This window comes from Pantoea sp. Ap-967 (genome assembly GCF_011752565.1).
In the GTDB taxonomy this organism is placed as follows: domain Bacteria; phylum Pseudomonadota; class Gammaproteobacteria; order Pseudomonadales; family Pseudomonadaceae; genus Aquipseudomonas.
Genome location: NZ_VWXK01000013.1, coordinates 22,031 through 40,401, shown reverse-complemented (window position 1 = coordinate 40,401; position 18,371 = coordinate 22,031). Strand labels below are relative to the sequence as shown.

Annotated in this window: 18 protein-coding genes and 1 pseudogene; 16 read left to right on the top strand and 3 right to left on the bottom strand. The window is 65.2% G+C overall.

Translation table 11 applies throughout. The features are described from left to right. Positions 1-22 precede the first annotated feature (22 nt). From paaG to F3J45_RS15460, 15 genes and pseudogenes are all read left to right on the top strand, one after another. The gene (gene paaG, locus F3J45_RS15530) at positions 23-814 is read left to right on the top strand and encodes a 2-(1,2-epoxy-1,2-dihydrophenyl)acetyl-CoA isomerase PaaG (protein WP_167064136.1); all 792 of its coding nucleotides are present in this window, start codon (positions 23-25) and stop codon (positions 812-814) included. 2 nt (positions 815-816) lie between these two features. After that, entirely contained in the window at positions 817-2,334 is a 1,518-nt protein-coding gene (gene paaH / locus F3J45_RS15525; protein ID WP_167064133.1) for a 3-hydroxyacyl-CoA dehydrogenase PaaH, read from the top strand. After that, positions 2,327-2,782, top strand: coding sequence for a hydroxyphenylacetyl-CoA thioesterase PaaI (gene paaI, locus F3J45_RS15520; RefSeq protein ID WP_167064130.1), 456 nt, complete (start codon positions 2,327-2,329; stop codon positions 2,780-2,782). The genes paaH and paaI overlap by 8 nt, the downstream gene beginning before the upstream one ends. Next, positions 2,775-3,995: a 3-oxoadipyl-CoA thiolase gene (gene pcaF, locus F3J45_RS15515; protein WP_167064127.1), complete on the top strand. Its 1,221-nt coding sequence runs from the start codon at positions 2,775-2,777 to the stop codon at positions 3,993-3,995. Before paaI ends, pcaF begins: the two co-directional genes overlap by 8 nt. A gap of 112 nt (positions 3,996-4,107) precedes the next feature. Continuing rightward, positions 4,108-5,427: a phenylacetate--CoA ligase PaaK gene (gene paaK, locus F3J45_RS15510; RefSeq protein ID WP_167064124.1), complete on the top strand. Its 1,320-nt coding sequence runs from the start codon at positions 4,108-4,110 to the stop codon at positions 5,425-5,427. Positions 5,428-5,728: 301 nt separating this feature from the next. Beyond that, positions 5,729-6,664 carry a 1,2-phenylacetyl-CoA epoxidase subunit PaaA gene (gene paaA, locus F3J45_RS15505; protein WP_240158468.1) on the top strand — a complete coding sequence of 312 codons (936 nt, stop codon included), beginning with the start codon at positions 5,729-5,731 and terminating at the stop codon, positions 6,662-6,664. Between the two features lie 25 nt (positions 6,665-6,689). Further along, on the top strand, positions 6,690-6,971 hold the full coding sequence (paaB, locus tag F3J45_RS15500) for a 1,2-phenylacetyl-CoA epoxidase subunit PaaB (RefSeq protein ID WP_167064119.1): 282 nt from the start codon (positions 6,690-6,692) through the stop codon (positions 6,969-6,971). Positions 6,972-6,979: 8 nt separating this feature from the next. Then, complete coding sequence (gene paaC, locus F3J45_RS15495) at positions 6,980-7,738, top strand: 1,2-phenylacetyl-CoA epoxidase subunit PaaC (RefSeq protein ID WP_167064116.1); 759 nt, start codon at positions 6,980-6,982, stop codon at positions 7,736-7,738. Then, entirely contained in the window at positions 7,725-8,258 is a 534-nt protein-coding gene (paaD, locus tag F3J45_RS15490) for a 1,2-phenylacetyl-CoA epoxidase subunit PaaD (RefSeq protein WP_167064113.1), read from the top strand. The genes paaC and paaD overlap by 14 nt, the downstream gene beginning before the upstream one ends. 15 nt (positions 8,259-8,273) lie before the next feature. Next, positions 8,274-9,350, top strand: coding sequence for a 1,2-phenylacetyl-CoA epoxidase subunit PaaE (gene paaE / locus F3J45_RS15485; RefSeq protein ID WP_167064110.1), 1,077 nt, complete (start codon positions 8,274-8,276; stop codon positions 9,348-9,350). 126 nt (positions 9,351-9,476) lie between these two features. Beyond that, positions 9,477-9,785 carry a DUF485 domain-containing protein gene (locus F3J45_RS15480; RefSeq protein ID WP_167064107.1) on the top strand — a complete coding sequence of 103 codons (309 nt, stop codon included), beginning with the start codon at positions 9,477-9,479 and terminating at the stop codon, positions 9,783-9,785. After that, a pseudogene (locus F3J45_RS15475) lies at positions 9,785-11,344 on the top strand (cation acetate symporter); the annotation flags it as partial. The gene F3J45_RS15480 and the pseudogene F3J45_RS15475, both read left to right, overlap by 1 nt. A gap of 26 nt (positions 11,345-11,370) precedes the next feature. After that, positions 11,371-12,603, top strand: a complete 1,233-nt coding sequence (locus F3J45_RS15470; protein WP_167064102.1) for an OprD family porin — start codon at positions 11,371-11,373, stop codon at positions 12,601-12,603. 30 nt (positions 12,604-12,633) lie between these two features. After that, a complete protein-coding gene (paaZ, locus tag F3J45_RS15465; RefSeq protein WP_205300535.1) occupies positions 12,634-14,769 on the top strand; it encodes a phenylacetic acid degradation bifunctional protein PaaZ in 2,136 nt (711 codons plus the stop codon). Positions 14,770-14,893: 124 nt separating this feature from the next. Next, complete coding sequence (locus F3J45_RS15460; protein ID WP_167064099.1) at positions 14,894-15,193, top strand: hypothetical protein; 300 nt, start codon at positions 14,894-14,896, stop codon at positions 15,191-15,193. Positions 15,194-15,207: 14 nt separating this feature from the next. On the opposite strand, the gene F3J45_RS15455 is transcribed toward F3J45_RS15460, so the two are convergent. Continuing rightward, positions 15,208-16,842: a hybrid sensor histidine kinase/response regulator gene (locus F3J45_RS15455; RefSeq protein ID WP_167064095.1), complete on the bottom strand. Its 1,635-nt coding sequence runs from the start codon at positions 16,840-16,842 to the stop codon at positions 15,208-15,210. Positions 16,843-16,958: 116 nt separating this feature from the next. On the opposite strand from F3J45_RS15455, the gene F3J45_RS15450 reads away from it, so the two are divergent. Continuing rightward, positions 16,959-17,573: a response regulator transcription factor gene (locus F3J45_RS15450; RefSeq protein WP_167064092.1), complete on the top strand. Its 615-nt coding sequence runs from the start codon at positions 16,959-16,961 to the stop codon at positions 17,571-17,573. Positions 17,574-17,589: 16 nt separating this feature from the next. Here the strand turns inward: F3J45_RS15450 and F3J45_RS15445 are convergent, their stop codons facing one another. Next, positions 17,590-17,859, bottom strand: coding sequence for a DUF6555 family protein (locus tag F3J45_RS15445; protein ID WP_167064089.1), 270 nt, complete (start codon positions 17,857-17,859; stop codon positions 17,590-17,592). A gap of 228 nt (positions 17,860-18,087) precedes the next feature. Beyond that, positions 18,088-18,309, bottom strand: a complete 222-nt coding sequence (locus F3J45_RS15440; protein WP_167064086.1) for a general stress protein — start codon at positions 18,307-18,309, stop codon at positions 18,088-18,090. Between the last annotated feature and the right edge of the window lie 62 nt (positions 18,310-18,371).

The following is an 18,371-nucleotide window of genomic DNA, read 5'->3' as shown; positions in this document are numbered from 1 at the left end:
CGTCCGATCGTGCGAGTCCGCCATGGCTTTCCAACACATCCTGTTTTCCATCGAGAACGGCGTCGCCCTCCTCTCGCTGAACCGCCCCGAACAACTGAACAGCTTCAATACCCAGATGCACCTGGAGGTGCGCGATGCCCTGCGCCAGGTGCGCCAGAACAGCGACGTGCGGGTGTTGTTGCTGACCGCCGAGGGCCGTGGTTTCTGCGCAGGCCAGGACCTTTCCGACCGCAATGTGGCACCCGGCGCAGCCATGCCAGACCTCGGCGAGTCGATCGAGAAATTCTACAACCCCCTGGTGCGCACCCTGCGCGACCTGCCGCTGCCGGTGATCTGCGCCGTCAATGGCGTGGCCGCCGGTGCCGGGGCGAATATCCCGCTGGCCTGCGATCTGGTGCTGGCTGCCCGCTCGGCCAGCTTTATCCAGGCGTTCTGCAAGATCGGCCTGGTGCCCGATTCCGGCGGCACCTGGCTGCTGCCACGGCTGGTTGGCATGGCGCGGGCCAAGGCGCTGGCGATGCTGGGTGAACGGCTTGGCGCCGAGCAGGCCGAGCGCTGGGGCCTGATCCACCGGGTGGTCGACGATGCCGCGCTGCGCGATGAAGCCCTCAGCCTCGCCCGCCACCTGGCGGCCCAGCCCACCTATGGCCTGGCCCTGATCAAGCGCAGCCTCAATGCCAGCTTCGACAACAGTTTCGACCAGCAACTGGAACTGGAGCGCGACCTGCAACGCCTGGCCGGGCGCAGCGAGGATTACCGTGAAGGCGTCAGCGCCTTCATGAACAAACGTACAGCCGAATTCAAGGGGCGTTGAGCATGCACGCACTGCACAGCACCGCCCAGGTCGCGGTGATCGGCGCCGGCGCCATGGGCGCAGGTATCGCCCAGGTGGCGGCCCAGGCCGGCCACCCGGTGAAGCTCTACGACAACCGCCCTGGCGCTGCGGCCCAGGCCGTGGCAGGAATCGACCGCCAATTGCAGCGCCTGGTCGAGAAAGGCAAGTTGCAGCCTGCCGACCGTGAAGCCATCAGCGCCCGCCTGCAGCCCGTGGACGCCATCGAGGCACTGGCCGATGCGCAACTGGTGATCGAGGCCATCGTCGAGAACCTGCAAATCAAGCAGGCGCTGCTGCGCCAGCTTGAAAGCCTGTGCGCCCCGGCGTGCATCCTGGCCAGCAACACCTCGTCGTTGTCGATCACCAGCCTGGCGGCCGGCCTGCAGCGCCCGCAGCAGGTGGTGGGCATGCATTTCTTCAACCCCGCACCGCTGATGGCCCTGGTAGAAGTCGTCTCCGGCCTTGCCACGCCCCCCGAAATCGCCACCACGCTTTATGAAACCGCCAAGGCCTGGGGCAAGCAGCCGGTGCATGCGCGCTCCACGCCAGGCTTCATCGTCAACCGTGTGGCCCGCCCGTTCTATGCCGAAAGCCTGCGCCTGCTGCAGGAAGGCGCTGCCGATTGCGCAACGCTCGATGCGCTGCTGCGCGATGCAGGCGGGTTTCGCATGGGGGCCTTCGAACTTACCGACCTGATCGGCCATGACGTCAACTATGCCGTGACTTGTTCAGTCTTCGACGCCTTCCACGGTGACTTCCGTTTCCAGCCGTCGCTGGTGCAGAAAGAACTGGTGGATGCCGGCCGACTTGGGCGCAAGAGCGGGCAAGGCTTCTATTGCTATGCCGACGGTGCCGAATGCCCACAGGCGCTGGCGTTGCACAGCCAAGCCAAGGTCGATGGCTGCGTGGTCGAAGGCCAGCTGGGTGTGATGCAGCCATTGATAACCCGGTTGCGCGACCGTGGGTTGAGCGTCACCGAACGTGCAGGCACGGGCCTGATCCGCGTAGGCGAGGCCACCCTGGCGCTGTCCGATGGCCGCATGGCCAGCCAGCGGGCGCGCGAAGACGGCCTGCGCAACCTGGTACTGGTGGACCTTGCCCTGGACTACCAGGCCGCATCGCGCATTGCCATCAGCTGGTCCGCCGACACCACGGGTGAAGCCCTCGACCAGGCCGTGGCGCTGTTGCGCCAGGCAGGCCTGAACGTCAGCGGCCTCACCGACCTGCCAGGCCTGGTGGTGCTGCGCACTGTCGCCATGCTCGCCAACGAGGCCGCCGATGCCGTGCTGCAAGGCGTGGCCAGCGCGGGTGACATCGACCTGGCCATGTGCGCCGGGGTCAATTACCCGCAAGGCCCGCTGGCCTGGGCCGAGCAGATGGGTGTCGGCTACACCCTGCGTGTGCTGGAAAACCTGCAACGCAGTTACGGCGAAAGCCGCTACCGCCCTTCCCTGATGCTGCGCCGCAGCGTCGCCCAAGGAGCCCGCCTGCATGACTGACCTGCAACTTGCCCCCGACTCCCTGGCCCAGGCCTGCGCCGACGCCTTGTTCAGCCGCGACCAGGCCAGCCGTGCCCTGGGCATACGCCTGCTGGACGCCGGCCCCGGCCGCGCCAGCCTGTGCATGCCGGTACGCGCCGACATGCTGCAGGGCCACGGCACCTGCCATGGCGGCTTCCTGTTCGCCCTCGCCGACTCGGCCTTTGCCTTTGCCTGCAACAGCTACGACAAGGCCACGGTCGCCCAGGGCTGCAGCATCGACTATGTCGCCCCGGCGCAGTGCGGCGACCTGCTGACCGCACGCGCCGTCGAGCTCAGCCGCAAGGGCCGCACCGGCCTGTATGACGTGCGCATCGAAAACCAGCACGGCGAGCTGATCGCCCTGTTCCACGGCAAATCCTACCAAGTGCGCGGCACGGTGCTCGCGCAGGAGAACGCAGATGACTGAACACACGCCCCTCGATGCCCTGATCATCGACGCCGTGCGCACCCCGATCGGCCGTTACGGCGGCGCCCTGAGCCGTGTCCGCGCCGACGACCTGGCGGCGGTGCCGATCAAGGCCCTGATCGAGCGCCACCCGGAAATGGATTGGCCGGCCATCGACGATGTGATCCTCGGCTGCGCCAACCAGGCCGGCGAAGACAACCGCAACGTCGCACGCATGGCCAGCCTGCTCGCCGGGTTGCCGATCACCGTCCCAGGCACCACCCTCAACCGCCTGTGCGGCTCCGGGCTGGATGCCATCGGCAACGCTGCGCGTGCCCTGCACTGTGGTGAGGCTGGGCTGATGCTGGCCGGCGGCGTCGAGTCGATGTCGCGCGCGCCGTTTGTGATGGGCAAGTCGGAACAGGCCTTTGGCCGCAGCGCCGAGTTGTACGACACCACCATTGGCTGGCGTTTCGTCAATCCACGCATGCAGGCCGAGTACGGCATCGATTCCATGCCGGAAACAGCCGAGAACGTCGCCGAACAGTTCAAAATTTCCCGTGCCGACCAAGATGCCTTCGCCCTGCGCAGCCAGCACAAGGCTGCGGCGGCCCAGGCCAGTGGGCGCCTGGCGCGGGAAATCGTGCCGGTGGCTATCCCCCAGCGCAAGGGCCCTCCTGTTCAGGTGGACCAGGATGAACACCCGCGGGCCGACACCACCCTTGAACAACTGGCCAAGCTGGGCACGCCGTTTCGCCAGGGCGGCAGCGTCACCGCGGGCAATGCCTCCGGGGTCAACGACGGCGCCTGCGCCCTGCTGCTGGCCAGCCGTGCAGCCGCCCAGCGTCATGGCCTAAAGGCCCGTGGCCGAATCGTCGGCATGGCGGTGGCGGGGGTTGAGCCGCGCATCATGGGTATCGGCCCGGTGCCAGCGACGCGCAAGGTGCTGGCGCTCACCGGCCTGTCCCTGGCCGACATGGATGTCATCGAGCTGAACGAGGCGTTTGCCGCCCAGGGCCTGGCCGTGCTGCGCGAGCTGGGCCTGGCCGACGATGACCCGCGGGTAAACCCCAACGGCGGCGCCATCGCCCTGGGCCATCCCTTGGGCATGAGCGGTGCACGCCTGGTCACCACCGCGTTGCACCAGCTTGAGCAAGGCGCTGGCCGCTACGCCCTGTGCACCATGTGCATCGGTGTCGGCCAGGGCATTGCCATGGTCATCGAGCGCCTCTGACCAAAGGCTTGTGACTGAACAACGCGCAGCCGGTTATGCTGCGCCCATGACACTCACGGTAAGCGGCCTGAGCCTCGGGCAGCCGACGTACAAGAACAATTCGAGTGAAGCCATGAATATGTACCATGATGCCGATCGTGCCCTGCTGGACCCGATGGAAACCGCAAGTATCGACGCCCTGCGCCAGCACCAGCTGGAACGCCTGCGTTGGAGTCTCAACCACGCCTACGCCAACGTGCCGCTGTACCGCAAACGCTTCGACGACTGCGGCGCCCACCCCGGCGACCTGAAGTCCCTGGATGACCTGGCCAAGTTCCCCTTCACCGGCAAGAACGACCTGCGCGACAACTACCCCTACGGCATGTTCGCCGTGCCCCAGCAGGAGGTGGTGCGCTTGCACGCGTCCAGCGGCACCACGGGCAAGCCGACCGTGGTGGGCTACACCCAGAACGACATCGACACCTGGGCCAACGTGGTGGCCCGTTCGATCCGCGCCGCCGGCGGGCGCAAGGGCGACAAGGTGCACGTGTCCTATGGCTATGGCCTGTTTACTGGCGGCCTGGGCGCGCACTACGGCGCTGAACGGCTGGGTTGTACGGTGATCCCCATGTCCGGTGGCCAGACCGAGAAGCAGGTGCAGCTGATTCGCGATTTCCAGCCTGACATCATCATGGTCACGCCCTCCTACATGCTCAACCTTGCCGACGAGATCGAGCGCCAGGGCATCGACCCACAGGACCTCAAGCTGCGCCTGGGTATTTTCGGCGCCGAGCCCTGGACGGATGAACTGCGCCGCTCCATCGAACAGCGCCTGGGCATCGATGCCCTGGATATCTATGGCCTGTCGGAGATCATGGGGCCGGGGGTGGCCATGGAGTGCATCGAAACCAAGGATGGCCCCACCATCTGGGAAGACCATTTCTACCCCGAGATCATCGACCCGGTCACCGGCCAGGTGCTGCCTGACGGCCAGTTGGGCGAGCTGGTGTTCACCTCGCTGAGCAAGGAGGCGCTGCCGATGGTGCGCTACCGCACCCGCGACCTCACCCGCCTGCTGCCCGGCACCGCGCGGCCCATGCGGCGCATTGGCAAGATCACCGGGCGCAGTGACGACATGCTGATTATCCGTGGGGTGAATGTGTTCCCGACCCAGATCGAGGAGCAGGTGCTTAAAATAAAACAGCTTTCAGAGATGTATGAGATTCATTTGTATCGCAATGGCAACCTGGACAGCGTTGAAGTGCATGTGGAACTGCGTGCCGAGTGCCAGGCGCTGGACGAGGGGCAGCGCAAGTTGCTGACGGGGGAATTGACCCGGCAGATCAAGACCTACATCGGCATCAGTACACAGGTGCGGCTGCAGCCGTGTGGCACGCTCAAGCGCTCAGAGGGCAAGGCTTGCCATGTGTTTGACAAGCGGTTGGCTGGCTGACAGGGCGCAGGTGTAGGAGCCCCGGCATGGTCCGGGGCTTTTTTTTGGGTGTTTGGCGCGGGATGTATGGCGCCTATACGACCGAGCGCCGCCTGCGCGGCGCTCGATCTCACAGGCGCCAACCCTCCCACGCCGAACATGCTCCACCCCAATCCGATACACAAATCACATTCGATACACATAAAACCGTTTGACGTTATGTTTTGTATCGCTTACAAATGACTCATGCCTTAGCAGGAGTCAGAACATGTACGCACAGCTAGTGGAAACCGGAGTCAAGCGCGTCAAAGCCCTGGAGGAAATGTCCGCCGAGGAACGCCACTTCCAGGAAAAGATCGACGCCGAAATCAAGATCGAAGCCAAGAACTGGATGCCCGAGGCCTACCGCCAAACCCTGATCCGGCAAATCTCCCAGCACGCCCACTCGGAAATCGTCGGCATGCTCCCCGAAGGCAACTGGGTCACCCGCGCCCCCAGCCTCAAGCGCAAGCTGCAATTGATGGCCAAGATCCAGGACGAAGCCGGCCACGGCCTGTACCTGTACAGCGCCATGGAAACCCTCGGCGCCGACCGCGACGAGGAAATCGCCAAGCTGCACAACGGCAAGGCCAAGTATTCGAGCATCTTCAACTACCCCACCCTGAGCTGGGCCGACATGGGCGCGGTGGGCTGGTTGGTCGACGGTGCCGCCATCGTCAACCAGGTGGTGCTGCAACGTACCTCCTACGGCCCCTACTCCCGCGCCATGGTGCGCATCTGCAAGGAAGAGAGCTTCCACCAGCGCCAGGGCTACGAACTGCTGCTGACCATGATGCGCGAGGGCACCCAAGCCCAGAAGGACATGGTTCAGGACGCCATCAACCGCCTGTGGTGGCCAGCGCTGATGATGTTCGGCCCAAGCGACGAGCATTCCCCCAACAGCGCCCAGTCGATGGCCTGGAAAATCAAGCGCCAGACCAACGACGAACTGCGCCAGCGCTTCATCGACCAGACCGTGCCGCAGCTCGAACTGCTCGGCTGCACCGCCCCCGACCCGGACTTGAAGTGGAACGCCGAGCGCGGTCATTACGACTTCGGCGACATCCAGTGGGACGAGTTCTACGAAGTCATCAAGGGCAACGGCCCGTGCAACCAGGAGCGCGTCGCCACCCGGCGCCAGGCCATCGAAGGTGGCGCCTGGGTGCGCGAAGCCGCCGTGGCCTATGCACGCAAGCAACAGAACAAAAACGCCGCCTGAGCGGCGATTGATGCGGAGAGCGAAAATGTCTGTCTGGACCCTCTACGAAGTGTTCGTGCGCAGCAAGCACGGCCTGAACCACAAGCATGTCGGCAGCGTGCATGCCGCCGACGCCGCCATGGCCATCGAGAATGCCCGCGAGCTGTACACCCGCCGCAGCGAAGGCGTCAGCCTGTGGGTGGTACCCTCGGCCCTGATCAGCGCCTCCTCGCCGGACGAGAAAGACCCCCTGTTCGCCCCCTCGGACGACAAGGTCTACCGCCACGCCAGCTTCTACGAACTGCCCGACGAAGTCGGGCACATGTGAGGCAGGCCATGAACAAGCACGACCTGATTCCGTATTTGCTGCTGCTCGGCGACAGCGCCCTGGTCCAGGGCCAGCGCCTGTGCGAGTGGTGTGGCCACGCGCCAGCCCTGGAAGAAGAGCTGGCCCTGATGAACGTTGGCCTCGACCTGGTCGGCCAGGCCCGCAACTGGCTGGACTACGCCGCCGAATTGCTCGACGACGGCCGCGACGCCGATGCCCTGGCGTTTCGCCGCGACGAGCGGGCCTACCGCAACCTGCTGTTGGTCGAGCAGCCCAATGGCGACTACGCCGTGACCATGACCAAGCAGTTCTTCTACGACGCCTGGCACCATGCGGTGCTGCAACAGCTGGCCGAATCGGCTGACGAACGCATCGCCGGCATCGCCGCCAAGGCCCTGAAGGAAGTCACCTACCACCTGCGCCGTTCCAGCGAGTGGGTGCAACGCCTGGGCGGTGGTACCGAGCAAAGCCGCCAGCGCATGCTCGCCGCCATCCCGCTTTTGTGGCGTTTCACCGTGGAACTCACCAGCGGCAGCGACAACGAAGTGCGCCTGGCCGAAGCCGGCATAGGTGCCAACCCGGCCATCGTCGGCGCCGCCTGGCTCAAGCAGGTAAGCGCAACGTTCGAGTCGGTCGAGCTGCCGCTGCCCAAGGCCGCCAGCCACTTCTACCTCAGCGGTCGCCAGGGCGTGCACAGCGAACACCTGGGCCTGCTGCTGGCCGAAATGCAATTCCTGCCAAGGGCCTACCCCGATGCAACCTGGTGAGCTGATTGCCGGCGACCGCGGTGCCCGGGCGCTGCAGGGCGACGACCTGGCCCGGGCCTGGGCGGTGCTGGGCCAGGTGATGGACCCGGAAGTGCCGGTGGTCAGCGTGGTGGACCTGGGCATCGTCCGCGAGCTGGGCTGGCGTGCAGGGCACTTGCACCTGGTGGTGACGCCAACCTACTCCGGTTGCCCCGCCACCGAGGTGATCGAGGGCGATATCCGCCAGGCCCTGGAGCAGGCCGGCTTCCCCGCGCCAGCCCTGGAGCGCCGCCTCACCCCGGCCTGGAGCACGGATTGGATCAGCGCCCAGGGCCGCGACCGCCTGCGCGCCTATGGCATCGCTCCACCCCAGGGCAGCGCCAGCAAGCGCAGCCTGCAGGGCGATGCCCCCCAGGTGTGCTGCCCACAGTGCGCCAGCACCCACACCGAACTGCTCAGCCAGTTCGGCTCCACGGCCTGCAAGGCGCTTTACCGCTGCCGCGAGTGCCTGGAGCCGTTCGATTATTTCAAATGCATTTGAGCCGTGGAGATCACCATGAGCCAGTTTCACAGCCTGACCATCAAGCAAGTGCGCCATGAAACCCGCGATGCGGTGTCGATCGCCTTCGACGTGCCGGCTCACCTACAGAGCGCCTTCCGTTTCACCCAGGGCCAATACCTGGTGCTGCGCACTCAACTGGATGACGAGGAAGTGCGCCGTTCCTATTCCATCTGCAGCGCGGTGCAGGACGGCGAACTGCGTGTTGCCGTCAAGCGCGTGCCCGGCGGGCGCTTCTCGGCCTTTGCCAACGACGTGCTCAAGGCCGGCCAGCAATTGGAGGTGATGCCACCGGCCGGCAGTTTCTTCGTCCCGCTGGACCCAGCGCGCCAGGGCCACTATTTGGGTGTGGCGGCCGGCAGCGGCATCACGCCGATCCTGTCGATCATCGCCACCACCTTGGCCAGCGAGCCGCACAGCCGCTTTACCTTGCTCTACGGCAACCGCTCCAGTTCCGGCGCGCTGTTTCGCGACAAGCTCGAAGATTTGAAGAACCGCTACCTCGACCGCCTCAACCTGATTTTCGTGTTCAGCCGTGAACAACAGGACGTGGACCTCTACAACGGCCGCATCGACGCCGACAAATGCGGCCAGTTGTTCGCCCGCTGGATGGACGTGGCCAGCCTGGACGCTGCGTTCATCTGTGGCCCGCAGGCCATGACCGAAACCGTGCGCCACAGCCTGCAGGCCAATGGCATGGCCCGCGAGCGCATCCATTTCGAGCTGTTCGCCGCCACCGGCAGCGAAGCCCGTCGCGAGGCCCGGGAGGCCGCGCGCCAAACCGATGCAGCGCTCAGCCATATCACGGTAATCAGCGACGGGCGGGCACTGAGCTTCGACCTGCCACGCAACAGCCAGAACATCCTCGATGCCGGCAACGCCATCGGCGCCGAACTGCCCTATTCGTGCAAGGCCGGGGTGTGCTCGACCTGCAAGTGCCGGGTGATCGAAGGCGAGGTGGAGATGGACAGCAACCACGCGCTGGAGGACTACGAAGTGGCGGCCGGGTACGTGCTGTCGTGCCAGACCTACCCGGTCAGCGACAAGGTGGTGCTCGACTTCGACCAGCTGTAGACCGCGTCGCCAGCGTTCGCGGGGCAAGCCGGTTCGTGTAGGAGCGGGCTTGCCCCGCGAAGAGGCCCCCAGCAACAACCGCGTGACCTCAAGAAAACAACTACAAAACACAAGAGATCGCTTGCCATGACCCCCGAACACATCGAAAGCATCGCCAACCACCCCGACTTCCAGCACCTGGTGCGGCGCAAACGCCGCCTCAACGGCAGCCTTACCCTGGCCATGCTGCTGATCTACTACGGCTTCGTCCTGCTGGTGGCCTTCTCCCCCAGCACCTTGGGCCAGTCCCTGAGCGGCGGCGTCACCACCGTTGGCATGCTGGTCGGCGTGCTCATGGTACTGCTGTCCTTCGCCCTCACCGGCATCTACGTGCACCGCGCCAACAACGTGCTCGACCCGCTCAACGACAAGGTCAAGCAGGAGTGCGCAGCATGAACTGGACTGCCATTTCGATGTTCATGGTGTTCGTCTGCTTCACCCTGCTGGTGACCCGCTGGGCCGCCCTGCGCACCCGCTCGGCCAGCGACTTCTACACCGCCGGCGGCGGCCTCACCGGCATGCAGAACGGCCTGGCGATTGCGGGCGACATGATCAGCGCCGCCTCCTTCCTGGGCATCTCCGCCATGATGTTCATGAATGGCTACGACGGCCTGCTGTACGCCCTGGGTGTACTGGCCGGTTGGCCAATCATCCTGTTCCTGATCGCCGAGCGCCTGCGCAACCTGGGCAAGTACACCTTTGCCGATGTGGTTTCGTACCGCCTGGCGCAAACCCCGGTGCGCCTGAGCTCGGCGTTCGGCACCCTGGCCGTGGCGCTGATGTACCTGGTGGCACAGATGGTTGGGGCGGGCAAGCTGATCGAGCTGCTGTTCGGCATCAGCTACCTGTACGCCGTGGTGCTGGTGGGCGTGCTGATGGTCGCCTACGTCACCTTCGGCGGCATGCTCGCCACCACCTGGGTGCAGATCATCAAGGCGGTGATGCTGCTTTCGGGCACCAGCTTCATGGCCTTCATGGTGCTCAGGCACTTCGGCTTCAGCACCGAGGCGATGTTCGCCAATGCCGTGGCCGTGCACGCCAAGGGCCAGGCGATCATGGCCCCAGGAGGCTTGCTGTCGAACCCGGTGGATGCCATCTCGCTGGGCCTGGGCATGATGTTCGGCACCGCAGGCCTGCCGCATATCCTGATGCGCTTCTTCACCGTCAGCGATGCCAAGGAAGCGCGCAAGAGCGTGTTCTACGCCACCGGATTCATTGGCTACTTCTACCTGCTGCTGATCGTGATCGGCTTTGGCGCCATCGTCATGGTCGGCACCGAACCGGCTTACCGTGACGCCAGCGGCGCCATCATTGGCGGCGGCAACATGGTCGCCGTGCACCTGGCCCAGGCGGTCGGCGGCAACCTGTTCCTGGGCTTCATCAGCGCCGTGGCCTTCGCCACCATCCTCGCCGTGGTGGCGGGCCTGGCGCTGTCGGGTGCATCCGCCGTGTCCCACGACCTGTATGCCTGCGTGGTACGCAAGGGCCAGGCGACCGAGCAGGAGGAAATGCGCGTGTCGCGTATTGCCACCCTGGTGATCGGCATGCTCGCGGTGGTGCTGGGCCTGGTGTTCGAATCGCAGAACATCGCCTTCCTCTCCGGCCTGGTGCTGGCGGTGGCGGCCTCGGTCAACTTCCCGGTGTTGTTGCTCTCGATGTTCTGGAAGGGCCTGACCACCCGTGGCGCGGTGTGCGGCAGCATGGCCGGGCTGCTGTCGGCGATCGTGCTGGTGGTGCTGGGCCCGGCGGTATGGGTGAACGTGCTGCACCACGAAACCGCGCTGTTCCCCTACAGCAACCCTGCCCTGTTCTCCATGAGCCTGGCCTTCCTGGGCGCCTGGGCCTTCTCGGTCACTGACGGCTCCGAGCGCGCCGCCCAGGAGCGCGGGCGTTACCTGGCCCAGTTCATCCGCTCCATGACCGGAATCGGCGCTGCTGGCGCCAGCAAGCACTGAACCTCACCATGTCGGGTATAACAACAATGAACCGTACACACCTGAAATCGGCCGCCTGCCTGGCCACCCTCGCCTTGCCCCTGCCGGCCCTGGCGGACTTCATCGGCGACAGCCACGCACGGCTTGAGCTGCGCAACCATTACATCAACCGCGACTTCCGCCAGAGCAACGCGCCCCAATCCAAGGCCGAAGAGTGGGCCCAGGGCTTCACCGCCAAGCTGGAATCGGGCTTCACCGAGGGGCCAGTGGGGTTCGGCGTGGATGCCATGGGCCAGTTGGGGGTCAAGCTCGATTCCAGCCGCGACCGGCGCAACACCGGCCTCCTGCCATTCGGCCCCAACAGCCATGAGCCCGTCGACGACTACAGCGAGCTGGGCCTGACCGGTAAAGTTCGCGTGTCCAAGACCACCTTGCGGGTCGGCACCTTGCAGCCGATTCTGCCGGTGGTGGTGTACAACGACACCCGCCTGCTGGCCTCGACCTTCCAGGGCGGCCTGCTGACCAGCCAGGACATCACCGGGCTCACCGTCAACGCCGGGCGCCTGACCCAGGCCAACCTGCGCGATTCGTCCGGGCGCGACGACATCGGCTACGGCGCGGCCAGCAGCGACCACCTCGACTTCGCCGGCGGCAGCTATGCACTCAGCCCACAGACCAGCGTCAGCTACTACTACGCCAAGCTGCAGGACATCTACCGCCAGCAGTTCGTCGGCCTGGTCGACACCCGCCCGCTGGGCGAGGGCCTGAGCCTGCGCAGCGACCTGCGCTATTTCGACAGCCGCAACGACGGCGCCGAACGCGCCGGCAACATCGACAACCGCAACTTCAACGCCATGTTCACCCTGGGCGTACGCGCCCACAAATTCACCTTGGCCTGGCAGCAGATGTCCGGTGACAGCGCCTTCCCGTTCGTCAACGGCGGCGACCCGTTCAGCGTCAACCTGGTGACCTACAACACCTTCACCCGCGCCGGGCTCGACTCCTGGCAAGTGCGCTACGACTACGACTTCGTGGCCATGGGCATCCCCGGCCTGAGCTTCATGACCCGCTACACCGACGGCCGTCACGCCGAAACCGCCACGCTCAGCAACGGCCGTGAACGCGAGCGCGACACCGACCTGACCTACGTCATCCAGAGCGGCCCGTTCAAGGACGTGAGCCTGCGCTGGCGCAACGTCACCTTCCGTTCCGGCAATGGCCTGACCAACGCCCTGGACGAAAACCGCCTGATCATCGGCTACACCCTGGCGCTGTGGTAACCGCGCCCTTTCGACTTCGAGGAGAACAGCATGTCTGACGCCCCAACCCTGCAGAGTTTCATCGCCGGCCGCTGGATCGGCCAGCACGGCGCCCAGGCCCTGCGCAGCGCCCTGGACGGCCATGTCCTGGCCTACAGCCACGAAGAGCGCCCGGACTTCGCCGAAGCCGTGGACTTCGCCCGTGCCCATGGCCTGGCCGAACTGATGGCTATGGACTTCCAGCAACGCGCCCAGCGCCTCAAGGCCCTGGCCCTGTACCTGGCCGAACACAAGGAACAGCTCTACGCCCTGTCCCACCACAGCGGCGCCACCCGCGCCGACAGCTGGATCGACATCGAAGGCGGCAATGCCACGCTGTTCAGCTATGCCGGCATTGGCAGCCGCGAACTGCCCTCGGGCAACCTGGTACATGAAGGCCCGGCGATCCCACTGGGCAAGCAGGGGCATTTCGCCGGCAGTCACATCCTGGTGCCGCGTGCCGGTGTTGCGGTGCACATCAACGCCTTCAACTTCCCGATCTGGGGCATGCTGGAAAAATTCGCCCCCACCTTCCTGGCCGGCATGCCTTGCATCGTCAAGCCGGCAACCGCCACCAGCTACCTGACCGAAGCCGTGGTGCGCCTGATGCATGCATCCGGCTTGCTGCCCGCAGGCAGCCTGCAGTTGGTGATCGGTAGCACCGGCGACCTGCTCGACCGATTGCAGGGCCAGGACGTGGTGACGTTCACAGGTTCTGCCGATACCGCCGCCAAACTGCGCGTCACGCCCAACCTGATCCGCCATTCGGTACCGTTTACCGCCGAAGCCGACTCGCTCAACTGCGCCATTCTTGGCCCTGACGTGAACCCAGGCAGCGAGGAGTTCGAGCTCTACCTCAAGGAAGTGGTGCGTGAAATGACCACCAAGGCCGGGCAGAAATGCACCGCCATCCGCCGCGCCATCGTGCCGGCCAAGCACCTGGACGCCGTTGCCAGCGGCCTGCGTGAGCGCCTGGCCAAGGTGGTGGTGGGCGACCCGTCGCTCGAAGGCGTGCGCATGGGCGCCCTGGCCTCTCACGACCAGCAGCGTGACGTGGGCGAGCGCGTGCGCGCCCTGCTGCAAAGCTGCGACCAACTGTTCGGCGCCAGCGACGGCTTTGCCCCGCGCGGCGAGGGCGTTGCCGAGGGCGCCTTCTTCGCGCCCACCTTGCTCCAGGCCCGCGACCCCCATGCAGACGGTGGCGCCCACGATATCGAGGCGTTCGGCCCGGTCAGCACGCTGATGGCCTACCACGACCTGGACGAAGCCCTGGCCCTTGCGGCACGTGGCAAAGGCAGCCTGGTGGCGTCGCTGGTAACGGCTGACCGCGCCGTGGCGGCCAAGGCCATTCCCGTGGCAGCCGCCTGGCATGGCCGCCTGCTGGTGCTCGACAGCGAGGCGGCGAAGGAGTCCACCGGCCATGGCTCGCCATTGCCGCAGCTCAAGCACGGCGGCCCGGGCCGCGCCGGAGGTGGCGAGGAGCTGGGCGGCCTGCGCGCCGTCAAGCACTACCTGCAACGCGCTGCCGTGCAGGGCTCGCCAAGCATGCTCAGTGCCGTGACCGGCGAGTATGTGCGTGGCGCCGAGGTGATCGAAACCGAGGTGCACCCGTTCCGCCGCTATTTCGACGAACTGCGCATCGGCGAATCGCTGCTCACCCACCGCCGTACCGTGACCGAAGCCGACCTGGTCAACTTTGGCTGCCTGTCGGGCGACCACTTCTACATGCATTTCGACGAGATCGCAGCCAAGGCCTCGCAGTTCGGCAAGCGCATCGCCCACGGTTACTTCGTGCTGTCGGCTGCCGCCGGGCTGTTCGTTTCGCCGGGCGAAGGGCCGGTATTGGCCAACTATGGGCTCGATACCTTGCGCTTCATCAACCCGGTGGGCATCGGTGACACCATCCAGGCGCGGCTGACCTGCAAACGCAAGATCGACCAGGGCAGGACCAGCCCGCTGGGGCAGCCACAGGGAGTGGTGGCATGGGATGTGGAGGTGACCAACCAGCTGGGTGAGCTGGTGGCCAGCTATGACATCCTGACCTTGGTGTTGAAAAAAAGGCTGAGGCCTGTGCGGGCTTCATCGCGACCTCTGGTCGCTCCTACAGGGATCCCACGCCCCTGTAGGAGCGACCAAAGGTCGCGATAGGGCCCCCACAGGCACACTAAAGGCACATGGCCACCTCGTACATCCGCCCTACTGCCCAATCCCGCCCCCGGCGCTATAGTGCGGCCATCCGCCACACCCCACAACGCCAAGGAAGCCCCCCACCATGAAACCCGCCAAACTCCTGCTGTGCGCCGCCGCCCTGTTCACCGTCGCCGGCTGCCAGACCATCAAGCCCTCCGAGCAAACCCTGAAGGAGCGTGCCGAGTTCGCCCTCAACACGCCGGTCAGCAAGGTCGCCAACGTGCGCAGTGACAGCACCATCACCTACTACACCGCCACCACCGCCAAAGGCGAGTACAACTGCCAGATGCCAAGCGGCGCCATTGTCGCGGTCGGTAGCATGGGCCTCTACCAGCCCACCCCGTCCTGCCTCAAGGAAGGCCAGGCAATCATCCTGCAATAACCCCCGCCGTTGCCTCAGGCGCCGCGCTCCAGCACCGGCGCCGCCGGCTCCTCTCGCAAGGCCCGCAGGGCCGCCCGCAACTCTGCCGGCCGCACCGGCTTGGACAGGATGGCGATACTGCGCCCATGTACCATCGCCTGGATCTTCTCAAGGTCATGCCCGGTCATGATCAATGCCGGTACTTCCCAGCCCCGCTGCGCCCGCAGGCTGTCGATGCAGTCGACGCCCGTGGCGTCCTGCCCCAGGTCGTAGTCGGCGACGATCACGTCGCACTGGCTGGCCAACCCCAGCGGCGAGCCATGGGCCTCCACCTCGCAGCCCCAGCGTTGCAACAGCGCCGAGGTTGCGCGCAGCACGTTGTGGTCATCTTCCACCAGGCACACCCGCAAACCGCTCAGCATCGCACCCTGCAGCGCCTGCTGCTCATGGCTGCGGGTGGCCGGCTGCGGCGCCAGGCGCGGCAGGCCCTGCAGGCTCACCGCCGTGCCGTGGCCCAGGCGCGAGCGCAATGTCACCGCCAGGCCCATCAGGCCGCCCAGGCGTTTGACGATCGACAGCCCCAGGCCCACCCCCTCGACGTCCTTGTCACGCACCTGGCGCACCCGGTAGAACTCGTCGAACACCAAGCCCCAATGCTCCTCGGCAATACCACGGCCCTGGTCGTAGATTTCGATGGCCAGGCCATCGCCCCGGCGCCGTATGCCGATCAGCAACGGCCTGTGGCTGGCGTACTTGAAGCAGTTGGACAACAGGTTCTGCACCATGGTCGCCAACATGCCGCGGTCGGCGCGGGTCCAGTGGCGGCTGGGATGCAAGCGAACCTCCACCCCAGCCCAGCGCGCGGCTTCGGCATTCTGGCGCAACAGTTCACCGAGGAAGTCGTGCAACGAAAAGACCTCGTATTTCGGTTGCACCTGCCCGTTGTCCAACGTGTACAGGTCGAGAATCGAGCGGAACAGTTGGGAGACGTTGAGCAGCGAGCGGTCGATGCTGTCTACCAGCCGCCGCTCCTGCTCCGCCAAGGGCGCTTCGCGCAGGCACGCGGTGAACAGGCCGATGGAGTGGATTGGTTGGCGCAAGTCATGGCTGGCCTGGGCCAGGAAGCGCGACTTCTCCTGGGTAGCGACCATCGCCCGCTCAGAGGCCTGGCGCGTGCGTTCGAGCAGCATATGGGCATAGAACGGGATCACCGTACTGGTGGTCAGCAGCATCAACACCATGAACGGGTTGGCCTGCCAGTACGGGTTGAGCTGGTACACCGCCACCAGGGCGGTCAGCGCCAGCACCGTGGCGATGGCCAGGTAGCGGGTGCCAAAGCGCATGCCGTTGCCCAGGTTCACCCACACCATCACCGCATACAACGGCAGCGCCGCCTCGCCGCCAAGCACCAGGCCGAAGCAGGTGCCGGTGTAGTCGTGCACGATGCCCAGCACCCGGCGCCATGGGTAATGCCCGGGCCAGCGGGCAATGGCTTGGCGCAGGCCGATCGACAGGGTGATGAAGGTAATGATGTAGTAAATCACCGGCAGGTAGTTGTGCAGCGAATGCCCAGGCAAAAAGCCCAGCACGGTGATATAGACCAAGGCAATCGAAGCGACGATAACCCGCAGGTTGGCTTGGTCCAATTCGTTGTTCTTGTTGTATTCCATGGTACTCATCCTTGTGCACGGGGTCGCATTACGGCCATCCTGGCGCGACGGCGCAGGTTTGCGCCTGCTAAATTAACATGCTCAGCAGAGCCAGGGTCCTCAGGGAGTGTCAGTACGTGACGTGCCGCATCATCGTGGCGGACGACCATCCATTGTTCAGGGAAGCGATGGTCCGTACCGTGCAGCGGGTAATGCCGCAAGCGCAACTGGAAGAAGCCGGTGACCTGCAGCAAGTGCTGGCCTTGGCCCGTGAGGGCGAGGCGCCGGACACACTGGTGCTGGATTTGCGCTTTCCAGGGCTCGACAGCATCGAGCGCCTGGCCGAACTGCGCCAGCAGTTGCGCCGTACCACACTGATCATCGTGTCGATGGTCGACGACCCCGCCTTGATCGAGCACGTGATGGCCTGTGGTGTCGACGGTTTCATTGGCAAGAGCATCGCCCCGGACGAGGTCGGCACGGCGATCCTGGCCATCCGCGAAGGTGAAGTGTTGGTGCGTTATACCCCGGCCGGGCTGGCGCCGAGCCTGGGCAGCGAAACGGAACTGGAGCAGCTTACCCATCGCCAATACGAGGTGCTGCGTTTGATTGCCCAGGGCAAGACCAACAAGGAAATTGCCAAGGCGCTGGATATTTCGCCGTTCACCGTGCGCATTCATGTGTCGTCGCTGCTCAAGGCGCTGAACGTGACCTCGCGCACGGCGGCAGCGGTCAAGTACACAGGCACCTGACCCGCCAAAGCAGGCGTCAGCCTGGAATCGTCTTGTCACTCACCGGTTGGTTCGGCTTGGCGCCGGACAGCCGCCAACTCACGCCGGTTATCCCATAGCGCTCGGCCATGGGCCTGCTCACCTTCTTGATTTTCTCCCGCCCGAATTTGGGAATGATCCCTATACCCGCATCGCAACTGGCCCAGTGCCAAGCCTCGGCGTTATCGATTTTCTCAAGGCGAATAATGAAACTGCGCGGCTCGCCGTGCAGCAGGTAATCGATAATGTACAGCTGGGGACTCGGCATCACACAGCCCTCCTTTTCTCCATGGATGACCTTTGCATTGAGTGATGCCGTGCCCGAAAGATTCAAAATAATTGGCCTTTCAATGCCCCGTGGGAGTGTAGGAGCGGGCTTGCCCCGCGAACACCGGCGCAGCCGGTGCCATACACCGCGCCGCCTGCTTCCCGGGTCAAGCCCGCTCCTACAGGGTTCTCTTTGAAATCAGATGTTTGCGAGTTGCTCCCACCACAGCTATTGCTGATGCTGAGGCTGCCGCCCGCCACCGTGGCTATTCTGGCCACCCTTGCGCCCGGCTTCGGAGGCCCGCTGCCGGTCGTTGGCGAAATTGCCGCCGGACGCCTGGCCGCCCTTGTGGCCTGCGCGCGAAGCCCGCTCACGGTCGTTGGCGAAGTTGCCCGGGTTGGTTTCCTTGGTGCCGCCGCGTTGGCTGGTCCGTTGTTGATCACCCGCCATGTCCTTTCTCCTTGCGTAATGGATGGGTTGGGCGCATGGAACGGTGCCATGCCTTAGTTCCG